The sequence below is a fragment of the Sinorhizobium chiapasense genome, from assembly GCF_036488675.1.
GTDB lineage: Bacteria > Pseudomonadota > Alphaproteobacteria > Rhizobiales > Rhizobiaceae > Sinorhizobium > Sinorhizobium chiapasense.
Map to the genome: position 1 here is coordinate 2117633 of NZ_CP133148.1, position 18895 is coordinate 2136527.

Here is an 18895-nt window from a genome sequence, read left to right on the forward strand (position 1 = left end):
AGCGCCGTGCATTCAAGTGAACGCACAAAGGACGCTCTAGCACTTTGATTCTAGAGCATCTTATCCGCTTTCAGTGATTCCACTTGAAAGCGGGATGCTCTAGCCGCCCTCGTGTGCCAGCCGGCGCCATTCCCCCGGCGTCATCCCCATCCGCTCGGTGAACACACGCCGGAATGCCGACAGGGATTGATACCCGACCGACTCGGCCACGGCCTCGGTGGTCATCGCCGGCTTCTTCAGCTCGTTGGCGGCCAGGCTCATCCGGATATCCGTCAATAGATCGGCGGCCGAGCGTCCCAGCTTGTCCTGAAAGTGCCGCATGAAGGTGGCGCGCGACATGCTGCACAAGTCGGCCAGATCGGTCAGCTTCCAGGGCCGCGTCGGATCGGCGAACAAAGCTGAAATGGCCGGGGCCAGTCGTGGATGGCCGGCCAGCGCCAACAAGCCTGCCGGGGCTTGCTCGGATTCGCTTGCCGCGCGCAGTACCAGTGTGAACAGGGCCGAAGAAAGTGCGTTGAGAATGGCGCGTCCTCCCGCTTTGTCGCCAGCGGACTCCATCCGCATCAGTCCTACGAGACCGGCCAGATGGTTCGAAGCGGAGCCAGTACCCTCTTCACCATGGCTGTCCATGGCCCGTACCACCAGATTCGTGGGTAGGTAATTGCGGATCAGCCGATCATGAGGCGGCCCGATGAAAAATCGCCCACACAGCAGATCCAGAGGCTCGCCCTGTCCGTCATTCTCGCTGAGCGTCCATCCGGCGGAGCCCCGGCGTTCGTAGGTACGGCCCGGCGCCTCACCGCTGCCATCGTGCAGCACGTGCGCCGACCCGTGAGGCAACAGCACGATATCTCCGTCCACCAGCTCCTTGGCCGTCTCCGTCTCCGGATTCTCGATAATGGCTCGGCCCTTGAGCACGACGTGGTAGGGAATCTCGTGCGCCGCGGACCGGGGCCAGGCCACACGCCATGGCGCACCGTAGGCGCAGCGGACCTCCAGCTGGCCGGTGATGGTGATCATTTGCAAGAGATGGCTCAGCCAGTCGACTTCAGACATAGGACCTCGGGAGCTTGAAACGCTCAATCATCTTATCGTAGTTGCACACCGGTTGTACTTGTCGGCCACACCTCAAAACCCGGCGCGCCGACTTTTTTGCGTGGTCTTGTTCTCGAAAATCCAGCGGTCACAGAGCTAAGCGAGCGTCCCGACCAGGTCGTCACCGATACTTTCAAGAAAAAGGGCTTATCATTGAGCACCGAGTTGGTGTTGCCCTATGTCCGATCGCAGGCAATGGCAATGATCGCGTATGCGGGCCACTGCGTCCGGAGCCTCAATCACGTGACGCTCCGCAGCACGATTTTGAAGCCGCCCGTCGCGCTGGAAAGCACGCTGACAATATTCTCGGCCCTAAAGCTGTGCCGGCGACGTGGATAAGGATCAATGCAGGACAAGGAGCAAGGCCGCGACCAGCGCAATAACCGAACGACTATTTTGGGCAGCGGCCGTGAATTGACCCGGAGCGAACGAGCTTCCGCTTAGGTCGCGAGCAGTCCTTAATTCGTCTTTAGCAGACGCCCCAAAATGCGCCCCAGGAGCAGACGCTCCGGCGCTCGTTTGCAGTGTTCGCCGTCATCGTTCAGGATTTCGAAATGCGCCGATGCACACCGTCCAGGCTTTGCCCAAAAAGATCGAATACCTTGCGATCCGTCATTTCGCGCAAGACCTGTTCGTTGAGGCCGCCGCGCGTTGCATATTCTTCCGCCAGATGCATGAAGCCGGCATCCGGCGCCATTTCCGGTGCGTGCGCCAGGGCCTTGAACAGGGTGGCGATGTAGTCGCGCGCCCTCGCCTCGCCGACGCCGCGGTCTTTCAGCCATCCATGGATTGTATCGAGGTATTTGAAATAGGTGGCATAGGTCGCGGTAACGACGCTCAGTGCGTCGAATTCACCTGGCTCCTCGATCTCGATCGCCTTTCCCAGCTTGCCGAACAAAGCGGCCGTGCCCGGATCGGGCGGGTAGATGATTGTCGCACCCTGCCCGTAAGCGATCATCGGCATCGGGAGTGCTTTCGTCACCTTTTCCGCCGGCGCGGTCAAAACCGCGATTTCCTCGCGGGACAGCGTGGCGATCAGGCTGACGACGTGATGGTCACGGCGGAACCGCAATTCTGAAAGCACTTCATGCGCAACCTGCGGCCGAACCGCAAGCATGACCGTGTCGCAATCGTCGAGAACCGCCTGATTATCGGTTGCAACGCGCACGTCCGGATAGCGCGAAGACAGCCCGGCCGCGATTTCTGCATTGCGAGGCGACAAGAGAACGGACACGGAATCATCCGCGAGGGATTTTAGCCCGGTAACAATCGCGGATGTGAGCGCACCGGTGCCGATGAAGCCGAGTTTCATTTGGGGTCCTTTACCATCGGTTGCGGGTCGTCGGCCGACAAGAGCAGCGGTCGCATTGTCGGCAAGACCACTGCATCTTTCTTAGATCCTACTGCATGTTTCCTTAAATCGTACCCGATTTAAGGACAAAAACATGCAGCAAATCAAAGTGCTACAGCGTCCTTTGCGCGTCTGATAAGACGCGCGGCGCTGTAGCCGACTAAAGTGCTACCAGAGCGGCTGTTCAATCCGCTGGCTTGATTTCACTCAGACATGGCCTGGAATTCCCTCATTCCTGTGACGCGCACAGGAATGAGGGAGTCCGGAGGAGCGGCCTGCGGACAACCGCTCTTGGCGTGAGGTCCGCAAGGTCTATATAAGGCGGGCCACGAACTGGGTGATGGAATGAACGACGAATTGCAGGCGCGAGCTGCGCACTCCGCAGCGATCCGCGAACGCGCGGAAGCAGAGATGAAGGCGATCGGGATCGACGACGCGTTCATCGGTCGGCTGGTCGACACATTCTATGCCCGCGTGCTTGCGCATCCGGAGCTCGGACCCGTGTTCGACGCAAGGCTTTCGGGGCGCTGGCCGGAGCACATGGAGAAGATGAAAAGCTTCTGGTCTTCCGTTGCCTTCCGTAGCGGCGCCTATGGCGGAAAGCCGGTCCAGGCGCATCTCGGCATCGCCAACATGAAACCGGAGCTTTTCCCGAAATGGCTGGCGCTCTTTGCTACGACGCTTGACGACATCGCACCGAACAACGACGCGAAGGCCTGGTTCATGACCACGGCCGAGCGCATTGCGCGAAGCCTGACGCTGTCACTCTTCTACAATCCGGCGCTCGACGATCCGGCACTCAAGCGTTCCTGAAACTGCACTTTTGCCGATGACGGATGTACCCCTCCGCCGCTGAGCGGACCTTGAACCTGAGGATGCCGAGGTCCGCGTTGGTGGGGAAACGGCCATTCGGCGTCGTTCCGCCGAACGGCTTAACGGCGCCAAAGGCGGTCATCTCGAACATGGTTGGCGATGACCAAAATGGGGCCGACGGCCGACCGTCCGCTGCCAAGACACCCAACAGGAAAAGCGGACATCGAAGTTCTTGCCGCCAAGGGCTGAATGGCCCAAAGCCGTCATCGGACTTGCTTGTCGTGCTTGGCTGACCGTCAACCGAGCTTGCTGTGGAAGTGCGACGCAACCCGGTCAGCAGCCTGGCGCACTGTCTCGGCTTGGTCGTAAAAGTCGTAGTGTTTTCCCTCTGTCCAATGTAATTCTTTCGGACCCGCCAAAAGGCCATACATTTTGCGAGCCTGATCAGGGAACGCTGCGCCATCTGAGTGAACTACGAGAGCTGGTGCCGTAACATGCGGAGCCTGGGCCAAAGGATCAAACGCGAGCCAGGGCTCCCACGCCATAACTGCAAACTCGTTGCGCCAGGCGCGAACGCTCCCGCCGCGTGAATGATCCATATAGTATTCGTTGGGGCCGGAGCTCACCGCAGTTTTGTCGTTCGGCATATAGGCGAAGACCGTTTGGATTACCCCTTCGTCGTCATAGCGCTTACGCGCCTCTCGACTTGCCGCGATCCGGCTGTCGATACCCTCTTTGCCGCCGAACATCTTCGACACCAGTTCCGGGTCGGAGAAAAAACCTGCGACAGTGGCTAACGCGCCCACATTGGGGTCCTTCGCAGCCGTGTAAAGAGCCGTGCCGCCGGACGTGCAAATTCCGAGGATACCGGTCCCGGCGACGTCGCTACGTTTCTTCAGGTACCGCAAGGCGGCCGACAAGTCCTCTGCCTTTGAAGCTTGGTCCTCGAACTGGCGCATCGCACCGCTACTCTCGCCGTAATTGCGATAGTCAATTGCGAGCGCAATGATGCCGCGCCGGGCAAGCTCGCCGGCATAATTTCCGCCCATCTGCTCCTTCACCGAGGTTAGCGAACCGCCGACCGCCACGGCTGGATAGCGGCGCGATGGATCATGTCCCTCTGGAAGATAAAGATTGGCTACGACGAACCCGTCCCCGCTCTCGAAGCTGACTTTTTCAGGCACTGGTTGGGTTCGTTCGGTAAGTGTCAGTGCCATGGTGTTTTTCCCTGCGCTGAGGAGGACGGCAGTCGCACCAACAGCAAGACCGAGGTTCCGGCGGGTAATCGATGTAATGGGCATTGGCGGCGCTTCCTCATTATTCGCTCAAATAATATTTGGTGGAATACAGTTTGATAATCTGCAAAAATATGAAAGGGTTTTTAAGGTAGATTTGATAATGCGAGCGGACCTACTGGATGGAATAGTCGTCTTTACCCGTGTCGCGGAACGACGCAGTTTTACCGCTGCTGCGCTTGAACTCGGCGTGACGCCTGCTGCAATCAGTTGGACGGTCAAGCAATTGGAAGCGCGTGTGGGCGCGCCGCTTTTCACCCGCACAACACGATCTGTCGGCCTTACCCAAGCGGGACAACTTTTTTTGGAGCAGGCTACAGCGGGCATCGCCTACGTTGAAGCTGCATATGAGGCGGCTCAGCGCCTCAGTGATAACCCAAGAGGGCTGCTGCGCTTGAGCGTACCCTATGTGGCGCAGACGCTTATCGAGCCCATGCTCAAGGGATTTACTGACGCATACCCGGACATCGAACTCGAACTGGTCTTTGAGGACCGTTTTGTCGATGTCGCCGGAGAAGGCTATGATGCAGGCATCAGGGTCGGGGAAATGATCGCACAGGATATGGTGGCCGTACGGCTCACCCAAGCTTCTCCGAGGGTGGTTGTGGGGTCACCTGCTTACTTTGCAGATCGCGGGAAGCCTCTGCGGCCGGAAGAGCTTGAGCATCATGCCTGTATCAATATTCGCCTCGCCGGAGGCGCGGTCTACCGGTGGGATTTTGTGGAGCCCTCTGAGGAGAGCGACACCAGAGCCTTCTCGATGGATGTGAAGGGGCCTTTAACCGTTAACGGGCCTGGAACTTCTCTTGCTGCTGCGCAGGCGGGGACAGGCCTGGCCTATAACATCGGTGTTGTTGTCGAACCGCTGATACGGCAGGGACTGCTTGAAACGTGCCTTGAAACCTTCATGCCCACTAGTCCTGGCTTTTTCATCTTCTTTCCTAGCCGTAAACAGATGCTGCCGAAGCTCCGCGCATTCGTGGATTATTGGCAGCAGTCCACCAGCCTCATGCAAAACCATCTCACGCAGAAATCTGAGTCGCGTCTCCACGATCGCTAACTATGTTGAACGACCGCTTATGGCGCTAAGGGACGTAACCCCTGCCAAAACAATGTCCGCTTCAAGGCCGGCCCGACCACGGCATCTATGACCGACTTGGGGCGCAAAGCGGAAGTCATTTCCGCTATCTGCCAGGAAGAAGTCATTCGCCCCGAGATGCGGCAAGTGTGCTGAATCACGCCGACGCGACTTTGCCCTCGGTCACTAGTGCCCGCACCGATTCATGGATGGCTTCCAGACTTGTATAGTGGGGTTTGTATCCGAGGCGCTGGCGGCTCTTCTCGATTGAATGCGAGGAACTGCGAACGATATGGCCGCGAGAGTTTTCCGCGAACTCTCCGAGTTCCGCCAGCCATTCCTCGAAGGGCTTGAAGGAAATACGGGGCTCCCTTCCGAACCAACGATAAACCGCCTCCGCGTAGCCACGCAGGGTAATCGCCTGTTCGGACACGGTGTTGAAAATCTCACCGACCGACGCTGACCGGTTCTCGATTGCGCGAATAATCCACTGCGCGACATCGTCGGCATGGACGTGGTGCAATGTCTCATGCCCGAGGTTGGGAAGAACAAGTTCCTCGCCACGCGCGATCAAGGAGTAGACCTCGGGATTGGAGTTGCCCAGCGGGTTTGTCGGAACCCAGCCCTCACCAACGATGTGGCCGGGGCGGAAGCAGGTCGCAGGGAACCCATTCAGATGGGCTTCACGCATCAGCCAAGCCTCGCTCTCGGCCTTGCCTTTGCCGTAGGCATCGATGGGCGACGTGGGATCCGTCTCGGCCGAGGGAACAGCGACAAGGCGGCCATAGACCCAAATCGTACTGCAAAAAAGGTAGTGCCGGACTTTGCCACGCAGGGCTTCCACGATCTGCCGCGTGCTGGCGAGATCAAACGAGATCATGTCCACGACGATATCGCCGTTGAGCGCGGCGATCTTGGCTCCGAACTGGCCCGCCTTTTCCTCGACCGCGCGATCGAGCGTAACGCTCTCGATCAGGCCCCAGGCATAGTGGGGACGGTAAGGCTTGGCCGTGCCGCGACTGACGTTGACGACCTCGTGCCCGAGTTCCACAAACCTCGGAATGAGGAAACTACCAACGTGACCACTGCCTCCGATAACGACGATACGTGACATAACTTGGCTCCCCTTTGTGACCGGACGCCAAACTAGCATGCATTGCTTTAGCTTATTAGCGGGCGTAAAGTGCATGCGTTTGTGAAATAAGCTCATCAAATGCCAAGAGATCAGATCAGCGAGTTGACCGCGTTCATTGCCGTCGCGAGGGAGAGCAGCTTCACGAAAGCGGCGGCTGGATTGGGCGTGACGCCGTCCGCTCTCAGCCATACGATCAAGGGACTGGAGGAACGGCTCGGGTTGCGGCTTTTGTCGCGAACCACGCGAAATGTCGCGCCGACGGAAGCGGGTGCGCGACTGCAAAGACAAATCGCGCCGCTATTGGACCAGATCGACGCTGAACTTGAGAAGATCGGTTCCCTTCGCGACAATCCGGCGGGGGCAATTCGAATCACCTGCACAGACGTGGTCATCGAGACCGTGTTCCGGCCCAAGCTCGGCGCGTTCCTCAAGAAGTATCCAGCCATTCAAGTCGAACTCGACATGAATTACGCGCTTGTTGACATTGTCGCTGAGCGGTTCGACGCGGGCGTCCGCATTGGGGAAGCGCTCGAAAAGGACATGATCGCAACTCGGATTGGGCCGGACTGGCGATTTAGCGTTGTCGGCGCACCTTCATACTTCGCAGGACGGTCGCCGCCTACTACGCCTCATGATCTGCAAGACCACGATTGCATCAACATTCGGCTTGCTGGCTCCGGCGGCCATCTCCGATGGGAATTTCGCTCCCCGGACGGGCGCGATGTCAGTCTGCGTGTGGAGGGGCAATCCGCGTTCAATACCGCGGGAGCGGCGCTGAACGGGGCGGTTGATGGGCTGGGGCTGTGCTGGATATCGCAGGAGGTGGCTGCGCCCTTGATCGCGGAGGGCCGTCTCCAGGAAGTCCTTGTCGACTGGTGTCCCTTCTATGAAGGTTTTCACCTGTACTATCCGAGCCGAAAGCGAAACTCGGCCGCGTTTTCTGCGTTCGTTGACGAGATGCGATATCGCGGGCCAGCAAGACCCGCATAGATCGGATGGCGTTTTTGGCGCTTTCCGGATGCTATCACCCCCAAGCAGACCGTCGGCTTCCAGGAGCTCGATCCAATACTCCGAACGACGGAACTGAGGGCACAGACCTGCCGTCCCCGCGCAACGAATTGGCAGCCCGCTTCGGGCCGACAACGACGTCGACTTGAGCGTGCTCAGCGGCGACTACGATTCCGAGCGCCTTTCGGGCGAAGTCTCGCTGTACGGCCAATACAAGTTCGGCGCCTACTTCGTCCGCCCGGAGGTATCCGTCACCTATTCCCACGTGAAGAGCGATGATTACGATCTCTCGGGCAACATCCTCAACCTGCCGGTGAGCGTTTCCCTTCCCGGCGGCAGCTTCAACTACGGCGTCCTGGATCTGACGACCGAGGTCAGCCGCAACTTCCGCCTGTCGGACGGACAGCCGTTCCGGGTCTTCGCCGAGGTTGGCGCGCAATACGAATTCGAGCGGCCGAACGACGGCAAGATCCTGACCGGCGACCTTTCCGAGGTCACGCCGTCGCCCTGGGCGTTTTCGCTTCGCTCCGGCTTCAGAACGCTGCTGAACGATTTCATTCAGATCGAGGCGACGGCGGGATACTTGAGTTTCGGCCAGGATGACCTCGACGTATGGGAGGGCAAGCTTCACGTGTCCTGGAGTTTCTGAGACCGGCTCGGGGCGCGAGCGGGCGTGCCTGCAGCCGCCGTGCGTCGACAGCGCCGCGCGTCTTATCAGACGCGCAAGGAACGCTGTAGCACTTTGAAATGCTGCATGTTTGTATCCCTGAATCGGCTCCGATTTGGGGATACATGCAGTCGTGCCAGGAACGCGATGTCAGTTCCTGAACTGGAAGACTCTCCCTAAACGATTGGGCATCAGGAATATTTGTTCGGCATGGGAGAACCCGGCTTGACGGCCCATCGCCTTCCATGTGTCGGCCGACTCCGGGAAGTCGGCGAGGCTCATATGGGCCTCCATCGTTGCAAATTCTTCGTCGGTTATGGCGGCCCATACGCTGCGATATGCCGAGAACCTGTCAAGCCATTCGGCTCGGTTCTCCCCCTCGAGGAGGGTGGGTTCCCAGATCAGAAACAGGCCGCTGCGGCTCAAGGTATCGTGCACGTCTTTCATCAGCCGGACCTTTCCCTCCGGCTGCAGATGATGAAGCGACATTCCGATCCACACGACGTCTACGGCATCGGACCAGTCGGCCATTGCCTCGACGAAATCGCAACACCGCAAATCGACAGGACAGGGCAAGGCTTTCAGCGATTCTCTTGCGAGCTCCAGGGACTGCGCAGAGAGGTCGATCCCGTAATAGTGGTCGATGGCGCTCCCCTTCAGCGCAGCCGCTGAGGCGACCGCATCCCCACAGGCGATATCGAGAAACTTGAACGGCTTCAGCATCTCCTGGGAGAGCACGTTCTGAAGCAAGCCATAGACCTCACGATGAAACATGAGGTTCTCGCCGACGATCTTCCGGTACGTTGCCAGGTGTTTGTTGAACATGGCTTGAGCATCGTCGGTGCTGGCCAAAGATGTGCTTTCAGCCAAATTTTGCCCGGTTTCCATTGGTTTCCCTCCCCCATAAAACGGGCCCGCCTTGCCGTTGAGGCTCGGTGCCCGTTGCATACGAATGCAGTGCGCGACAGCGGCCGTATGTGCCGGAGTCGGTACGCCAGGCTCGCCGTAGCACGCCGAACCTCCCTGCCCGCTCAGTTATATGGCGAATTGCAGGCGCGGCGCGGACCCTCGTGCGGCTGGAAAGTATTGTCGGTCGAGCGGTAGGAGATGTAGCGCTCGCGGCACCAGCGCGCGTGGGCGTTGGCGTCGTAGCGGATCAGCTGCTGCTGCCGGCGAACGCGTCCCGGGTCGAGCGCGGGCGGCTTCGGGCCGCCGACGGTCGCGCCCGGGCCGATGCCGATGTCGTAGGGCTGGCCGCGATAGCGCGCGGCCGCACCCGAGTTCGGATAGCGATTGACCTGGAAGTCCCGGTATTCCCGCTCGATGAAGAGATCGTGGCGGGAGATGCCCCGATAGCCGGTCCCGTAGTTGTTGCCATAATTGCCCCTGAGGGGCACGCCGGTGCAGACGCCGATGCACGGCGTCTGGGCCTGAACCGGCGGCACGGCCGGAACGGCGGTCAGGAGCGCGAGTGCGATGGTCGCTGCAATCTTCACGGGCTTCACCTTTCCCTTCCTTCTTGAAGGAACGATTTTCGCGGCAGGATTGATCCCTCCGACGATTATACACCATCGGGCAATGAAAGACGCGCGTTTCCGCAACCCTCTCGCATATGCCGGCTGCCGCATGTTTCCTCGAGCCCTACTCAGATCATAAACGTGATCGATTCCAAATAAGTTGCGACGCGGGATGCGGGCGGAAAACCGAGCACACTTTTCCTCATCCGGCTTCAGCCCGTTTGGAAGTTTTGAGAACTATTTGGGCGGGCTTAATTACGACGCTGGTCGTATCCCCCAGAATTCAGCCTCTTTCAGGTCTACTGCATTTCCCCTGAATCGCATGCGACGCGCGGCGCTGCAGGGAGCGCAGGACCTTCGAACCATATGGAGGCTGTCATGGACGATACCACCACCCTTGCGCCGGCCCCGCATCAGGCGACGCGGCCGGGAACGCCCGTCGGACCGGAGAAAGCCTCGCGTCGGCACGACGGCCCGGCGAGCCTGCGAGCCGTTGTCGCGCCCCGGGACCAGCGGAAGCGCCTTCGCGGGAACCTTGAGCAAAAGTCGAAGGCCAATCTCCATCCGGTCGATGATGTCGGTCGGACAACGGTCGACTCAGAGGTCGCCAAGCCCTTGGCTGGACATACCAGCGGTCTCCTGCGGCTTCTCGCAAGGCTCAGCACCTTGGCCATCCGATGGAGAACGTGGGGAGGTAGCCCGGCAGTCGGGATCGACGATTTGAGCGACGCACAGTTGCGTGAACTGGGTATCAGCCGTGTTGCGCGCAGCGTGCGGTGGCTTGACGGCTGCGAGACGCAGCTCCCCATGGATTTCGAGTACAGCATCCATCCGGACGTCACACGTGGAGATGAACGCTACTGCATGTCTCCTTAAATCGACCTCGATTTGAGGAGACATGCGCGTCCGATAAGACGCGCGGCGCTGTAGGGACAAACTCGTGGCAATCCGCTGCCTCCGCGCGTTCGTTTGAACGCGCAGCACTCTCAGCACCCGATCACCCGTCAATAGTAAGGCGAGACGCACACCCGGCGCGGACCGTAATAGGGCTGGAACGTGTTGTCGTAAGCCCGATAGGACCGGTAGCGCGCATAGCACCAACTCGTATGCCCGTTGCCGTAGTAGGTCTGGCGGTAATAGCGCGGCGCGTAGTAGCGCGGGCGGTAAGGCGGGGCATAATAGCCGCCGTTGTAGTAGCCGCCGTTGTAGTAGCCGCCGTTGTAATAACCCCCGCCGTAATACGGCTGCGCCAGCAGTCCGCCGAGGATCGCACCGGCCGCGAGTCCGCCGAGCGCCCAGCCCAGCTCGTCGTCGTCATCATCGTCGTGGTGTCTATGCCCATAGTAGCCGCCACGATAGCCGCCCCTATATCCACGGTTGTAGCCGCCGCGATAACGCCTGTACTGGACCGGCTGCGCCTCCGGAACTTCTACCTTCGGCATCGCCGGCGCGGCAATCGTGGGAAACGCCATGGCCGGCGGAACGCTCGTCAGCGCCGTCGCCAGCGACAAGGCAATGATTGCTAGCCTCTTCATTGGCTTCACCTTTTCCTCTACAGCGCCGCGCGTCAAACGTGACGCACAAACGACGCCGCAGCACTTTAGTGCTGCCGCGTATTTTTGTCCTTAATCGTTTTCGATTCAAGGAATTACGCAGGCAGCGGGAAAGCATGCCTTTCAAATAGTGGCCGAATCGCGGTGCCGTGAGATCCGCCGCAAAAAAACACGATCTCTTGCCCGCGGGACGCCCTTTCACACCTTGCTTCGACACGCACTGATAGAAACGGCCATCCTGTTACGGAAGAACGTGGGACGCGGCACGCAAGTTGCGCGGGCTCTACGGCGCCGCGCGTCTTCAGGCGAGCAAGGGACGCCATGGCACTTCGAATTGCTGCATGTTTTACCCTTGAATCGGCCAGGATTTAAGGAAATATGCAGCAGGAAACCTGCGATGATCGACGTTCAAACGGGGCATGCGATGACGGCGTTACGGATCCTGAAGAAAGCACTCCTGGCGGCGGCGCTCGTCATCGCCGGCGCGGGCGGCTATACGCTTGCGGCAAGGCACGGTGGCTCCGGCACCCCGCCCGAAATGGCGGCGCCCGAACTGCAGGCAAAGGAGGTAGTGGTCGACAAGTCCGCGCGCACGCTCAAGCTCCTGCGCGACGGCACGGTGCTTGGCGAATACAGCGTGTCACTTGGCGGCAACCCGCTCGGCCACAAGGAGCGCGAGGGCGACCGGCGAACGCCGGAAGGCGACTACCTGATCGACTGGCACAACCCGAACTCCTCTTTTCACCTCAGCCTCCACATCTCCTACCCCGACGCCGCCGATAAGGCGCACGCCGCGGCCACCGGTGAAAACCCCGGCGGAGACATCATGATCCACGGCCTGCCGAACGGCTGGGGCTTCCTCGGCTCGCTCCACCTCCTCCTCGACTGGACCAACGGCTGCATCGCCGTCACCGACGAAGAAATGCGCAAAATCTGGTCGCTCGTCCCCGACGGCACCCCGATCCGCATCGAGGCGTGAGCGGCGGCACACGCGCAACTCCGGAGTCCCTCATTCCTGTACTTGGCACAGTTGCCAGCCACGGCGCGTCGGCGCCGTGAATGACTCCGTTCGCCGGCAACACAGGTGCTGAGAGAGCGGTGTACGTTGCGTGCAAGGGTCTCCCGCGCCCAAGGACTTGGGCGCGCTGGATTCCTGTGACAAGCACAAGAATGAGGGAATTCTCGGCAATGCCTGAGTGAAATCAGCCCAGCCGAGGAAGGCGACGCCGCGCTTTTGCCCTCGCCCGGCCGCGCCTCTACTGCATGTGTCCTTAAATCGACTTCGATTTAAGGACAAAGACATGCAGCAATTCAAAGCGTTACAGCGGCCTTTGCGCGTCTGATAGGACGCGCGGCGCTGTAGCGGGAACGCTCTCGCCGGTACCGCGTTATTGTTTCAACCGCAGCGTTCGTGCCTGCATGTTCCCTTAAACCGGGACCGTTTTAGGGGTAACATGCAGGAGGTGTTTTTTGTGCGTTTGACGCCGGAGAGAGGACGTATGCTGCATGGCATCCGTGCTGGGGCCGGATGCTGCAACGGACACAGGAGCAATGCCATGAGAGTTTCTCTGAAAACATTCGTCCTCACATCCGCCCTTGTCGGCGCAGCCGCACCGGCCTTTGCCGACATGTACTATGTCGATCGCACGCCGACAGGCAGCATCTACTACGCCGATCCGGCACCGGACGTGATCTACGTCGATCCGGCGCCTACCGGCAGCATCTATTACCAGCGGCGGATACCGCCGGCGAACCTGGGTGCGGCCCGCGACCGCTACACCAACGAATACCAGGGTAGCCACCAGGGCGACTACTATCTGGGTGTCACACCCCCGCCGACAGCTCCCTGAGCGGAATTGCGTGGTTTCAAGGAGTTAGATCATTTCAGTGTTTCAGTGAAACAATGAAATGATCTAGAGCGCCGTGCGTTCAAGTGAACGTACAAAGGACGCTCTAGCTCTTTGATTCTAGAGCATCTTATCCGCTTTCAGTGATTCCACTTGAAAGCGGGATGCTCTACCGCGTCGTGACAGCGCGCGTCCAATCGGACGCCACAGTACACGACAGTAGCCTGCTGCGCCTCGTTGGTTGCGGTACGGTACGGCTTCTCCTCCGATCCTCATTCCTGTGCTTGTCACAGGAATCCAGCCAGCCCTATGCATGTTTCCCTAAATCGGATCCGGCTTAGGTAATGAGGAGTGACGCGGCTTCCTTGAAGCGCAGCCGGTTCAAGCAAACCTGCCGGCAGGTTCTGTCACCGGCCCGAAAACGCCGGCCTTCCCGATGCAATCTCATAGCGGGACGCCGAACCGGTCGCCTTGCTGATTTCGTTCTGCAGCTTTTTGCGCAAGGCCACGGCGTAGTCGTCGGCGGTTACTGGCTCAAGAGCGAACGCGCCGCTGCCTCCTATGACATTGTCGATGAAATAGCCGAGCATACGGTAGGCGACCCCACCCCTCACCTGCGGTATGGCGATCGCGTTGATGATGTACCCGCTCCTCAGCGCATCGAGCCGGCTTGGCCCGATCGGCGGACCATCGTTGTTGGTTCCGCTGGCGGAAATGTCGATGACCTTCATCCGCGCGTGGCCCCCATATGCACCGAGAAGCGCGCTGCCGGCGGCGATCGCCGATGATATCGATGTCGCGCAATAAGTCGCGCAGCCGTCGCCGTCGGCTCCATCCCTTCGGATCGCCTCAGCCGCCATCAGGCCATCGGCGCGGTTGCATATCACCGTCCACGGCAGCACCAGCCGCGCCAGCCCCGGGCTCGACCATTCCAGGTAGGCGATGGCGACGCAGCCGTTCAATCCCGTGGAAATGGCGGCGATCACCCTCGGCTCGGAAAGCGCGCGCGCATGCCCGTCGCGTTGCAGTCTTGCGGTGGACCGATCGATCGAGGCCGACGCATCGACGGCAAACACGATTGCCGCGTCGACGTCGGCGGCAAGCACTGTCCCGCAAGACGTCGCGATCAGCAGCAGCAGGAAAAAGAGCGCCCGCATGGTGTCCCCCCGGGCCTGAGGCGTAATATTTTACGCCTGCCGGCCGCCGCCGCCAAGCGTAAGTGGATCTCTCTTCAACGCGCGGCCCCGGATCGCCCGCCGGACGGCCGACAGACCGGCGGCTGCGCACACCGCCCGCCGCTTCGACGGGTTGCCGAAGTCACCCACGGTGTCGACGCCCTGGCTCTGATACATGCAGTAGGTCAAGCCCGGGGATGACGATAGGAGGGAAGCACTGCGCTACCGGCAAGACTGATTGTTGTCCCTCGCAAGCGGTAGCCGCCTAAGCAAGCGCGGCGTCGCCAGACCACCCCGATCAGACGCCTGCCGCGATCGACACCCGGTAGAGGGAGAACCGGAAGCGCGCACATGTCGCTGACACCGTCGTCGCTCTGCTCTTCCAGGCAATATTTGACATCAGGCGTGACCACGTCGCGGACCGCTGCATCGCCGCCCGTGATCATGCCGTTGCGACGGCGAACCTCGCCCTCAGGCATGAAGCCAAAATTCTGATCCGCTGATGCGATCGCGGCGTTGGTACCCGTCCGGTAGGAGGCGCCCGGCGTATTCCCGGCAAGGTTCGCCTGCGTCGACCAGGGGGACTGACGGTCGCTCCGCAAGTGATCGCCGATCGAGGCCACCATCACGCCAGTTGCGATCCGAGGCTCCGGATTGACAGTCGGGAAGCGATCACCCTTCCTGGCGTAGGAGGCCATGAGATAAGGCATATCGTTTCCGCCCAGGCGGGCGCGACCCACATACTGCACCCGAACGGAGGCCGTGCCGCGGTGCTTCAGATCCAGCATGTCCGCGGCCTTTCTGGAAATGTCGATGATCCGACCCTTGTGATAGGGACCGCGATCGTTGACGCGCAGGATGAGCGAAGAACCGTTTTCAAGATTGGTCACCCGCACGTAGCTCGGCAAGGGAAGGGTCGGATGCGCGGCCGAAAGGCGATCGGGATAGTAAACCTCGCCGTTTGCGGTCCGGCGCCCTCGAAACGCCGAGCCGTACCAGGAAGCGACACCCTCCCTGTCGTAGTTCGGATCTTCCTTGGGATAATAGCGTTTGCCTTTCACCACATAGGGCTTGCCGACCACATAACGGCCGCCGCCCTTGGGGCTTTTCTTGCTGTAGGCGACCCGCGGGCTCGCCTTCACACGCAATAGCTTTTCGGAAACATATGCCTTGCCGCGGTTCGTGTTCGGCGCTTGCGTCGTCGTACAGGTGGCGCAGCAGGCGCCGACCATGATGATCGCCAACCATCGCACGCCTTTGACAGCCGTACTTACATCAATAACCATCTGCCCGACACTACAGCGCCGCGCGTCCTTTCAGACGCGCAAGGGACGCTGTAACACCTTGAATCGCTGCATGTTTTTGTCTTCAAATCGGCTCCGATTTGAGGAAACGCGCAGTGGGCGCTCGCAGTCTGCTGAGCATTGGGTCGAGAGACAGACGCAATAACAGTTGAAGCACTCGCCGATGCATTGCTGCATTCCGGCCGCGTGCCACCAGTTCGCTCCATCCGTGAGCCAAGTGTACAATCGGGCTTGATGCCAAAAGTTCCCCTGAAACACGCGATTTCTGGGGAACACGCGAATTTGCGCGGCCTTCATTGAGGCCACTGACCTGTTTCGATGAAACCGTGAAAAGCTCTTGAACTCACCTATAGCGCCGCGCGTCTTATGAGACGCGCAAAGGACGCTGGCAATTACGGGCCAGATCGGATCGCCTGCTCCAGCACCTTCAACAAGCGACGCTCCTCGGTCGGCTTGCCGACATTCGGCGCGCCGTTCAGGACCTCTCCGCCGATGAGCTCCGGATTGCTATAGGCGCTTGCCACGACGAACGGTACGTTTTGCGCGCGCAGCGCCTCCGCCACGAGCGTCACCTGGCCGTCCCTTAAGGTTACATCGAGGATCGCCACGGCAGGCAATTCGTCGCTCAACAGGTCGAGCGCCTCCCCCACCGTCGCCGCGGGTCCGAGTACGCACCAGCCGCGTTGCTCAAGCAAAAGCTTGAGATCCATCGCGATGAGGAACTCGTCCTCCACGATAAGCACGGTCTTTTGCACGGGACCAATCTCGATTTCATGAGACCGCTCCTATGGGGACGACGATCTCGACCACCAAACCCGTGGGCGCATAGTTAAGTTCCACACGTCCGCCGAGTTCGCGGCTCGCGGCGAATTCGATGAGCTGCGTGCCGAACCCGGAAGAGGCCGGTGGCGCAACCGGGGGGCCGCCGCTTTCCTGCCAGACCAGCCGCAGGCGCCCGGCGCTCGCCTGTTCCAACTCCCAGCGGAGGCGGATCTGTCCGGTGGGTATCGAAAGCGCGCCATGTTTGATCGCATTGACCGCGAGTTCGTGCAGGATGAGGCTCAGCGACATGATTTGCCTCGACTCCAGCCGCACGGCCGGCCCCGGCACGACGAGAACGCCTGTTGGCCCCTCCGAATAGGGCTCGAGCATTCGCTCCAGCATCGCCTGAAGGTCAATCTCGCCCTCCTGCGAGTAAGCCATGTCATGGGCCTGCACGAGCGCGTTGAACCTGCCAAGGAAGGCGTCGCGGTATTCCGCGCCGGAGCGGCCGGCGGCCGTGGTCTGTCGCGCCATCGCCTGAACCAACGCCAGCAGGTTCTTCATCCGATGCCGCAGTTCGCCGAGGAGAATGTCCTTCTCCGCCTCGCGTCGACGTCGCTCCGTGGCATCGACGACCGAGAGTAGCAAGGTGCGGCTGTTGTTGTCGGGATGGAACAGCCGGTGGGCACTGACGAGCATCGTCCGATGGCCGATGCTCGGAAATTCGTGCTCTACCTCGAAGTCCACCACCGCCGTGCTCTTCGGGATTACCTCTTCCAGCAGGCGCCGCAGCTCGGGGATGTCCCATTGCCGATTGCCGAGTGCGTAGAAGTGCTGCCCGATCGTCTCATCGCGGTCGACCTTGAATTTTTCAAAGAAGGCCCGGCTGGCGCTCAGTACGCACAACTTCTCGTCGAGGACGATCAAAGGATCGGGGACTGTGTCGATTATGCCTTGCGCCTGGACATGGCCCTTCCGCAGCAGGCGATAAAGATCCTCCAGATTCACCTTTATCTCCACAAGTTCAACGTCTCAGAAAATTACCACACGCCGCGTTCTTGATGAAGATGACCTCCCCCTTTGTGGGGTGGATCTCACGCTTTCCTTGCAACGCATTCGCATCGGCAGCGCAAATAGACTGCATCCGGGTCCCTACCCCACACCTCCCAGGCCGAGAGCGCTGTCTCGCTTCTGGCCCAAAGTCGCCGTTTCGCGCAGTGGCTCCGGAATGCGCTCTGCCAAGGCCATCAGGTGGCCTCGCGAATAGACCAAGCAGCGGGTGTGACCCCTGTGATCTTCTTGAAGGTCCGGCTGAACGCCGCCTCAGACTGATATCCAACTTCGTACGCGACGGCCGCCACCTTCATCGACCGCTCGGCAAGGAGATTCGCGGCGATCTGCATACGCCAGAGCGTCAGATACTGCATCGGCGGATATCCGACGAGATGGGCAAAGCGGTTCGCCAAAACTGCACGCGAGACGCCCGCCTGCCGCGCCAATTCAATCAACGTCCAAGGATAAGCGGGGCTGCGATGCAGGAGGGCGAGGGCACAGCCGACAGAAGCGTCCCGCAGTCCCGCCAGCCAGCCGGTTTCGCCCATGGGCTGGGTCTCGAGATGACGCCGCACCACCTCCACAAACATGAGCTCGCTCAGCCTCATGTGAATGGATTCGCGCCCGGGGCGGTCGCTCTGCGCCTCAGCCAGCGTAAGTTCGATCAACCGCTCGAGCAGGTCGGGTTGGCCCTTTGGGCGGCGCTTGACATGCAGAAGCCGCGGCATGCTCGCGAGCACCGGGTTGAACGGCCGCATGTCGCATGCGAGGAAGCCGCACAGGATGTCGGTCCGCTCTGGGCCGCCGCCGCCCTCCTGGATCACGAACGGGATTTTACCGGCCGCCATGTCGCGGAAGAATTGCAACGTCGCGGCGGCATCGAACTCCGGCGGCTGTCCTGGTGCGCTGAGCAGTGAATGGCGATCGCCATGCGGGAATACCAGTACGTCACCTGCCTCGAAGGACGTGGAAGCGACGCCCGGAATGCCGGCCCAGCCGGAACCTTTGAGGACGATGTGGTAGGAAAACACATGCCGCGCGCGTGGCAGGATAATCGGTGCGAAGGTCTCCGCCCGGGGTACTTCCGTCCCCCAGGGAGTCGACGCCTGCGAGATGAAGAACAAAGCACCGGTAAGCTTCACCACTCTCAGAACATCCGACAAGGCGTCGGTCCGCCCGTAACCTGGATGAGGCGACGTCTTCGCCTTTTCCGCTGGGCGCGATGGACTGTGCCGGAGCTCC

General features: G+C 60.4%; 20 protein-coding genes and 1 pseudogene. 8 read left to right on the plus strand and 13 right to left on the minus strand.

Annotated elements, in window-relative coordinates; genetic code table 11:
• Positions 1-99: 99 nt before the first annotated feature.
• A complete protein-coding gene (locus RB548_RS10230) occupies positions 100-1056 on the minus strand; it encodes an AraC family transcriptional regulator (RefSeq protein ID WP_331374810.1) in 957 nt (318 codons plus the stop codon).
• 580 nt (positions 1057-1636) lie between these two features.
• Positions 1637-2407: a pyrroline-5-carboxylate reductase gene (locus RB548_RS10235; protein ID WP_331374811.1), complete on the minus strand. Its 771-nt coding sequence runs from the start codon at positions 2405-2407 to the stop codon at positions 1637-1639.
• 384 nt (positions 2408-2791) lie between these two features.
• Between RB548_RS10235 and RB548_RS10240 the strand changes: the two genes are divergently transcribed.
• On the plus strand, positions 2792-3259 hold the full coding sequence (locus RB548_RS10240; RefSeq protein ID WP_331374812.1) for a group III truncated hemoglobin: 468 nt from the start codon (positions 2792-2794) through the stop codon (positions 3257-3259).
• A gap of 296 nt (positions 3260-3555) precedes the next feature.
• On the opposite strand, the gene RB548_RS10245 is transcribed toward RB548_RS10240, so the two are convergent.
• Positions 3556-4476, minus strand: a complete 921-nt coding sequence (locus tag RB548_RS10245; RefSeq protein WP_331374813.1) for an alpha/beta hydrolase — start codon at positions 4474-4476, stop codon at positions 3556-3558.
• A gap of 76 nt (positions 4477-4552) precedes the next feature.
• Here RB548_RS10245 and RB548_RS10250 point away from each other — a divergent pair, with 76 nt between their 5' ends.
• Complete coding sequence (locus tag RB548_RS10250) at positions 4553-5614, plus strand: LysR substrate-binding domain-containing protein (protein ID WP_331374814.1); 1062 nt, start codon at positions 4553-4555, stop codon at positions 5612-5614.
• Positions 5615-5789: 175 nt separating this feature from the next.
• On the opposite strand, the gene RB548_RS10255 is transcribed toward RB548_RS10250, so the two are convergent.
• Positions 5790-6746 (minus strand): NAD-dependent epimerase/dehydratase family protein, encoded by a 957-nt coding sequence (locus tag RB548_RS10255; protein ID WP_331374815.1) that lies wholly within the window; start codon positions 6744-6746, stop codon positions 5790-5792.
• 99 nt (positions 6747-6845) lie between these two features.
• On the opposite strand from RB548_RS10255, the pseudogene RB548_RS10260 reads away from it, so the two are divergent.
• From RB548_RS10260 to RB548_RS10270, 3 genes and pseudogenes are all read left to right on the plus strand, one after another.
• A pseudogene (locus RB548_RS10260) lies at positions 6846-6977 on the plus strand (LysR family transcriptional regulator); the annotation flags it as partial.
• Positions 6978-7067: 90 nt separating this feature from the next.
• Complete coding sequence (locus tag RB548_RS10265) at positions 7068-7757, plus strand: LysR substrate-binding domain-containing protein (protein ID WP_331374932.1); 690 nt, start codon at positions 7068-7070, stop codon at positions 7755-7757.
• 169 nt (positions 7758-7926) lie between these two features.
• Positions 7927-8424 carry an autotransporter domain-containing protein gene (locus RB548_RS10270; RefSeq protein WP_331374933.1) on the plus strand — a complete coding sequence of 166 codons (498 nt, stop codon included), beginning with the start codon at positions 7927-7929 and terminating at the stop codon, positions 8422-8424.
• A gap of 168 nt (positions 8425-8592) precedes the next feature.
• Here the strand turns inward: RB548_RS10270 and RB548_RS10275 are convergent, their stop codons facing one another.
• Positions 8593-9330 (minus strand): class I SAM-dependent methyltransferase, encoded by a 738-nt coding sequence (locus RB548_RS10275; RefSeq protein WP_331374816.1) that lies wholly within the window; start codon positions 9328-9330, stop codon positions 8593-8595.
• Positions 9331-9473: 143 nt separating this feature from the next.
• Entirely contained in the window at positions 9474-9947 is a 474-nt protein-coding gene (locus tag RB548_RS10280) for a BA14K family protein (protein ID WP_331374817.1), read from the minus strand.
• A 390-nt stretch (positions 9948-10337) separates the two neighbouring features.
• On the opposite strand from RB548_RS10280, the gene RB548_RS10285 reads away from it, so the two are divergent.
• Positions 10338-10835, plus strand: coding sequence for a hypothetical protein (locus RB548_RS10285; RefSeq protein ID WP_331374819.1), 498 nt, complete (start codon positions 10338-10340; stop codon positions 10833-10835).
• Between the two features lie 128 nt (positions 10836-10963).
• Here the strand turns inward: RB548_RS10285 and RB548_RS10290 are convergent, their stop codons facing one another.
• Positions 10964-11494 (minus strand): BA14K family protein, encoded by a 531-nt coding sequence (locus RB548_RS10290; protein ID WP_331374820.1) that lies wholly within the window; start codon positions 11492-11494, stop codon positions 10964-10966.
• 415 nt (positions 11495-11909) lie between these two features.
• On the opposite strand from RB548_RS10290, the gene RB548_RS10295 reads away from it, so the two are divergent.
• Together RB548_RS10295 and RB548_RS10300 are read left to right on the plus strand one after the other, a co-directional pair.
• Complete coding sequence (locus tag RB548_RS10295; RefSeq protein ID WP_331374821.1) at positions 11910-12491, plus strand: L,D-transpeptidase family protein; 582 nt, start codon at positions 11910-11912, stop codon at positions 12489-12491.
• Between the two features lie 520 nt (positions 12492-13011).
• Positions 13012-13362, plus strand: a complete 351-nt coding sequence (locus tag RB548_RS10300; RefSeq protein WP_408642409.1) for a hypothetical protein — start codon at positions 13012-13014, stop codon at positions 13360-13362.
• Positions 13363-13766: 404 nt separating this feature from the next.
• Here RB548_RS10300 and RB548_RS10305 read toward each other — a convergent pair whose 3' ends face one another.
• The 6 genes from RB548_RS10305 to RB548_RS10330 form a co-directional block, all read right to left on the minus strand.
• A complete protein-coding gene (locus RB548_RS10305; protein WP_331374823.1) occupies positions 13767-14516 on the minus strand; it encodes a DUF1194 domain-containing protein in 750 nt (249 codons plus the stop codon).
• Positions 14517-14546: 30 nt separating this feature from the next.
• Entirely contained in the window at positions 14547-14711 is a 165-nt protein-coding gene (locus RB548_RS10310) for a hypothetical protein (protein WP_331374824.1), read from the minus strand.
• An 8-nt stretch (positions 14712-14719) separates the two neighbouring features.
• On the minus strand, positions 14720-15820 hold the full coding sequence (locus RB548_RS10315; protein WP_331374825.1) for a septal ring lytic transglycosylase RlpA family protein: 1101 nt from the start codon (positions 15818-15820) through the stop codon (positions 14720-14722).
• A gap of 410 nt (positions 15821-16230) precedes the next feature.
• On the minus strand, positions 16231-16593 hold the full coding sequence (locus RB548_RS10320; RefSeq protein WP_331374826.1) for a response regulator: 363 nt from the start codon (positions 16591-16593) through the stop codon (positions 16231-16233).
• Positions 16594-16609: 16 nt separating this feature from the next.
• A complete protein-coding gene (locus tag RB548_RS10325; RefSeq protein WP_331374827.1) occupies positions 16610-17608 on the minus strand; it encodes an HWE histidine kinase domain-containing protein in 999 nt (332 codons plus the stop codon).
• A gap of 239 nt (positions 17609-17847) precedes the next feature.
• Complete coding sequence (locus RB548_RS10330) at positions 17848-18798, minus strand: AraC family transcriptional regulator (protein ID WP_331374828.1); 951 nt, start codon at positions 18796-18798, stop codon at positions 17848-17850.
• Positions 18799-18895: the final 97 nt, after the last annotated feature.

Bases quoted from the DNA above. Each gene is read 5' to 3' on its own strand.
- RB548_RS10250 (WP_331374814.1), top strand. From the start codon at position 4,553: ATGGGCATTGGCGGCGCTTCCTCATTATTCGCTCAAATAATATTTGGT.
- RB548_RS10295 (WP_331374821.1), top strand. From the start codon at position 11,910: ATGATCGACGTTCAAACGGGGCATGCGATGACGGCGTTACGGATCCTG.
- RB548_RS10285 (WP_331374819.1), top strand. From the start codon at position 10,338: ATGGACGATACCACCACCCTTGCGCCGGCCCCGCATCAGGCGACGCGG.
- RB548_RS10230 (WP_331374810.1), bottom strand. From the start codon at position 1,056: ATGTCTGAAGTCGACTGGCTGAGCCATCTCTTGCAAATGATCACCATC.
- RB548_RS10240 (WP_331374812.1), top strand. From the start codon at position 2,792: ATGAACGACGAATTGCAGGCGCGAGCTGCGCACTCCGCAGCGATCCGC.
- RB548_RS10275 (WP_331374816.1), bottom strand. From the start codon at position 9,330: ATGGAAACCGGGCAAAATTTGGCTGAAAGCACATCTTTGGCCAGCACC.
- RB548_RS10255 (WP_331374815.1), bottom strand. From the start codon at position 6,746: ATGTCACGTATCGTCGTTATCGGAGGCAGTGGTCACGTTGGTAGTTTC.
- RB548_RS10245 (WP_331374813.1), bottom strand. From the start codon at position 4,476: ATGGCACTGACACTTACCGAACGAACCCAACCAGTGCCTGAAAAAGTC.
- RB548_RS10305 (WP_331374823.1), bottom strand. From the start codon at position 14,516: ATGCGGGCGCTCTTTTTCCTGCTGCTGCTGATCGCGACGTCTTGCGGG.
- RB548_RS10300 (WP_408642409.1), top strand. From the start codon at position 13,012: ATGCTGCATGGCATCCGTGCTGGGGCCGGATGCTGCAACGGACACAGG.
- RB548_RS10310 (WP_331374824.1), bottom strand. From the start codon at position 14,711: ATGTATCAGAGCCAGGGCGTCGACACCGTGGGTGACTTCGGCAACCCG.
- RB548_RS10290 (WP_331374820.1), bottom strand. From the start codon at position 11,494: ATGAAGAGGCTAGCAATCATTGCCTTGTCGCTGGCGACGGCGCTGACG.
- RB548_RS10315 (WP_331374825.1), bottom strand. From the start codon at position 15,820: ATGGTTATTGATGTAAGTACGGCTGTCAAAGGCGTGCGATGGTTGGCG.
- RB548_RS10235 (WP_331374811.1), bottom strand. From the start codon at position 2,407: ATGAAACTCGGCTTCATCGGCACCGGTGCGCTCACATCCGCGATTGTT.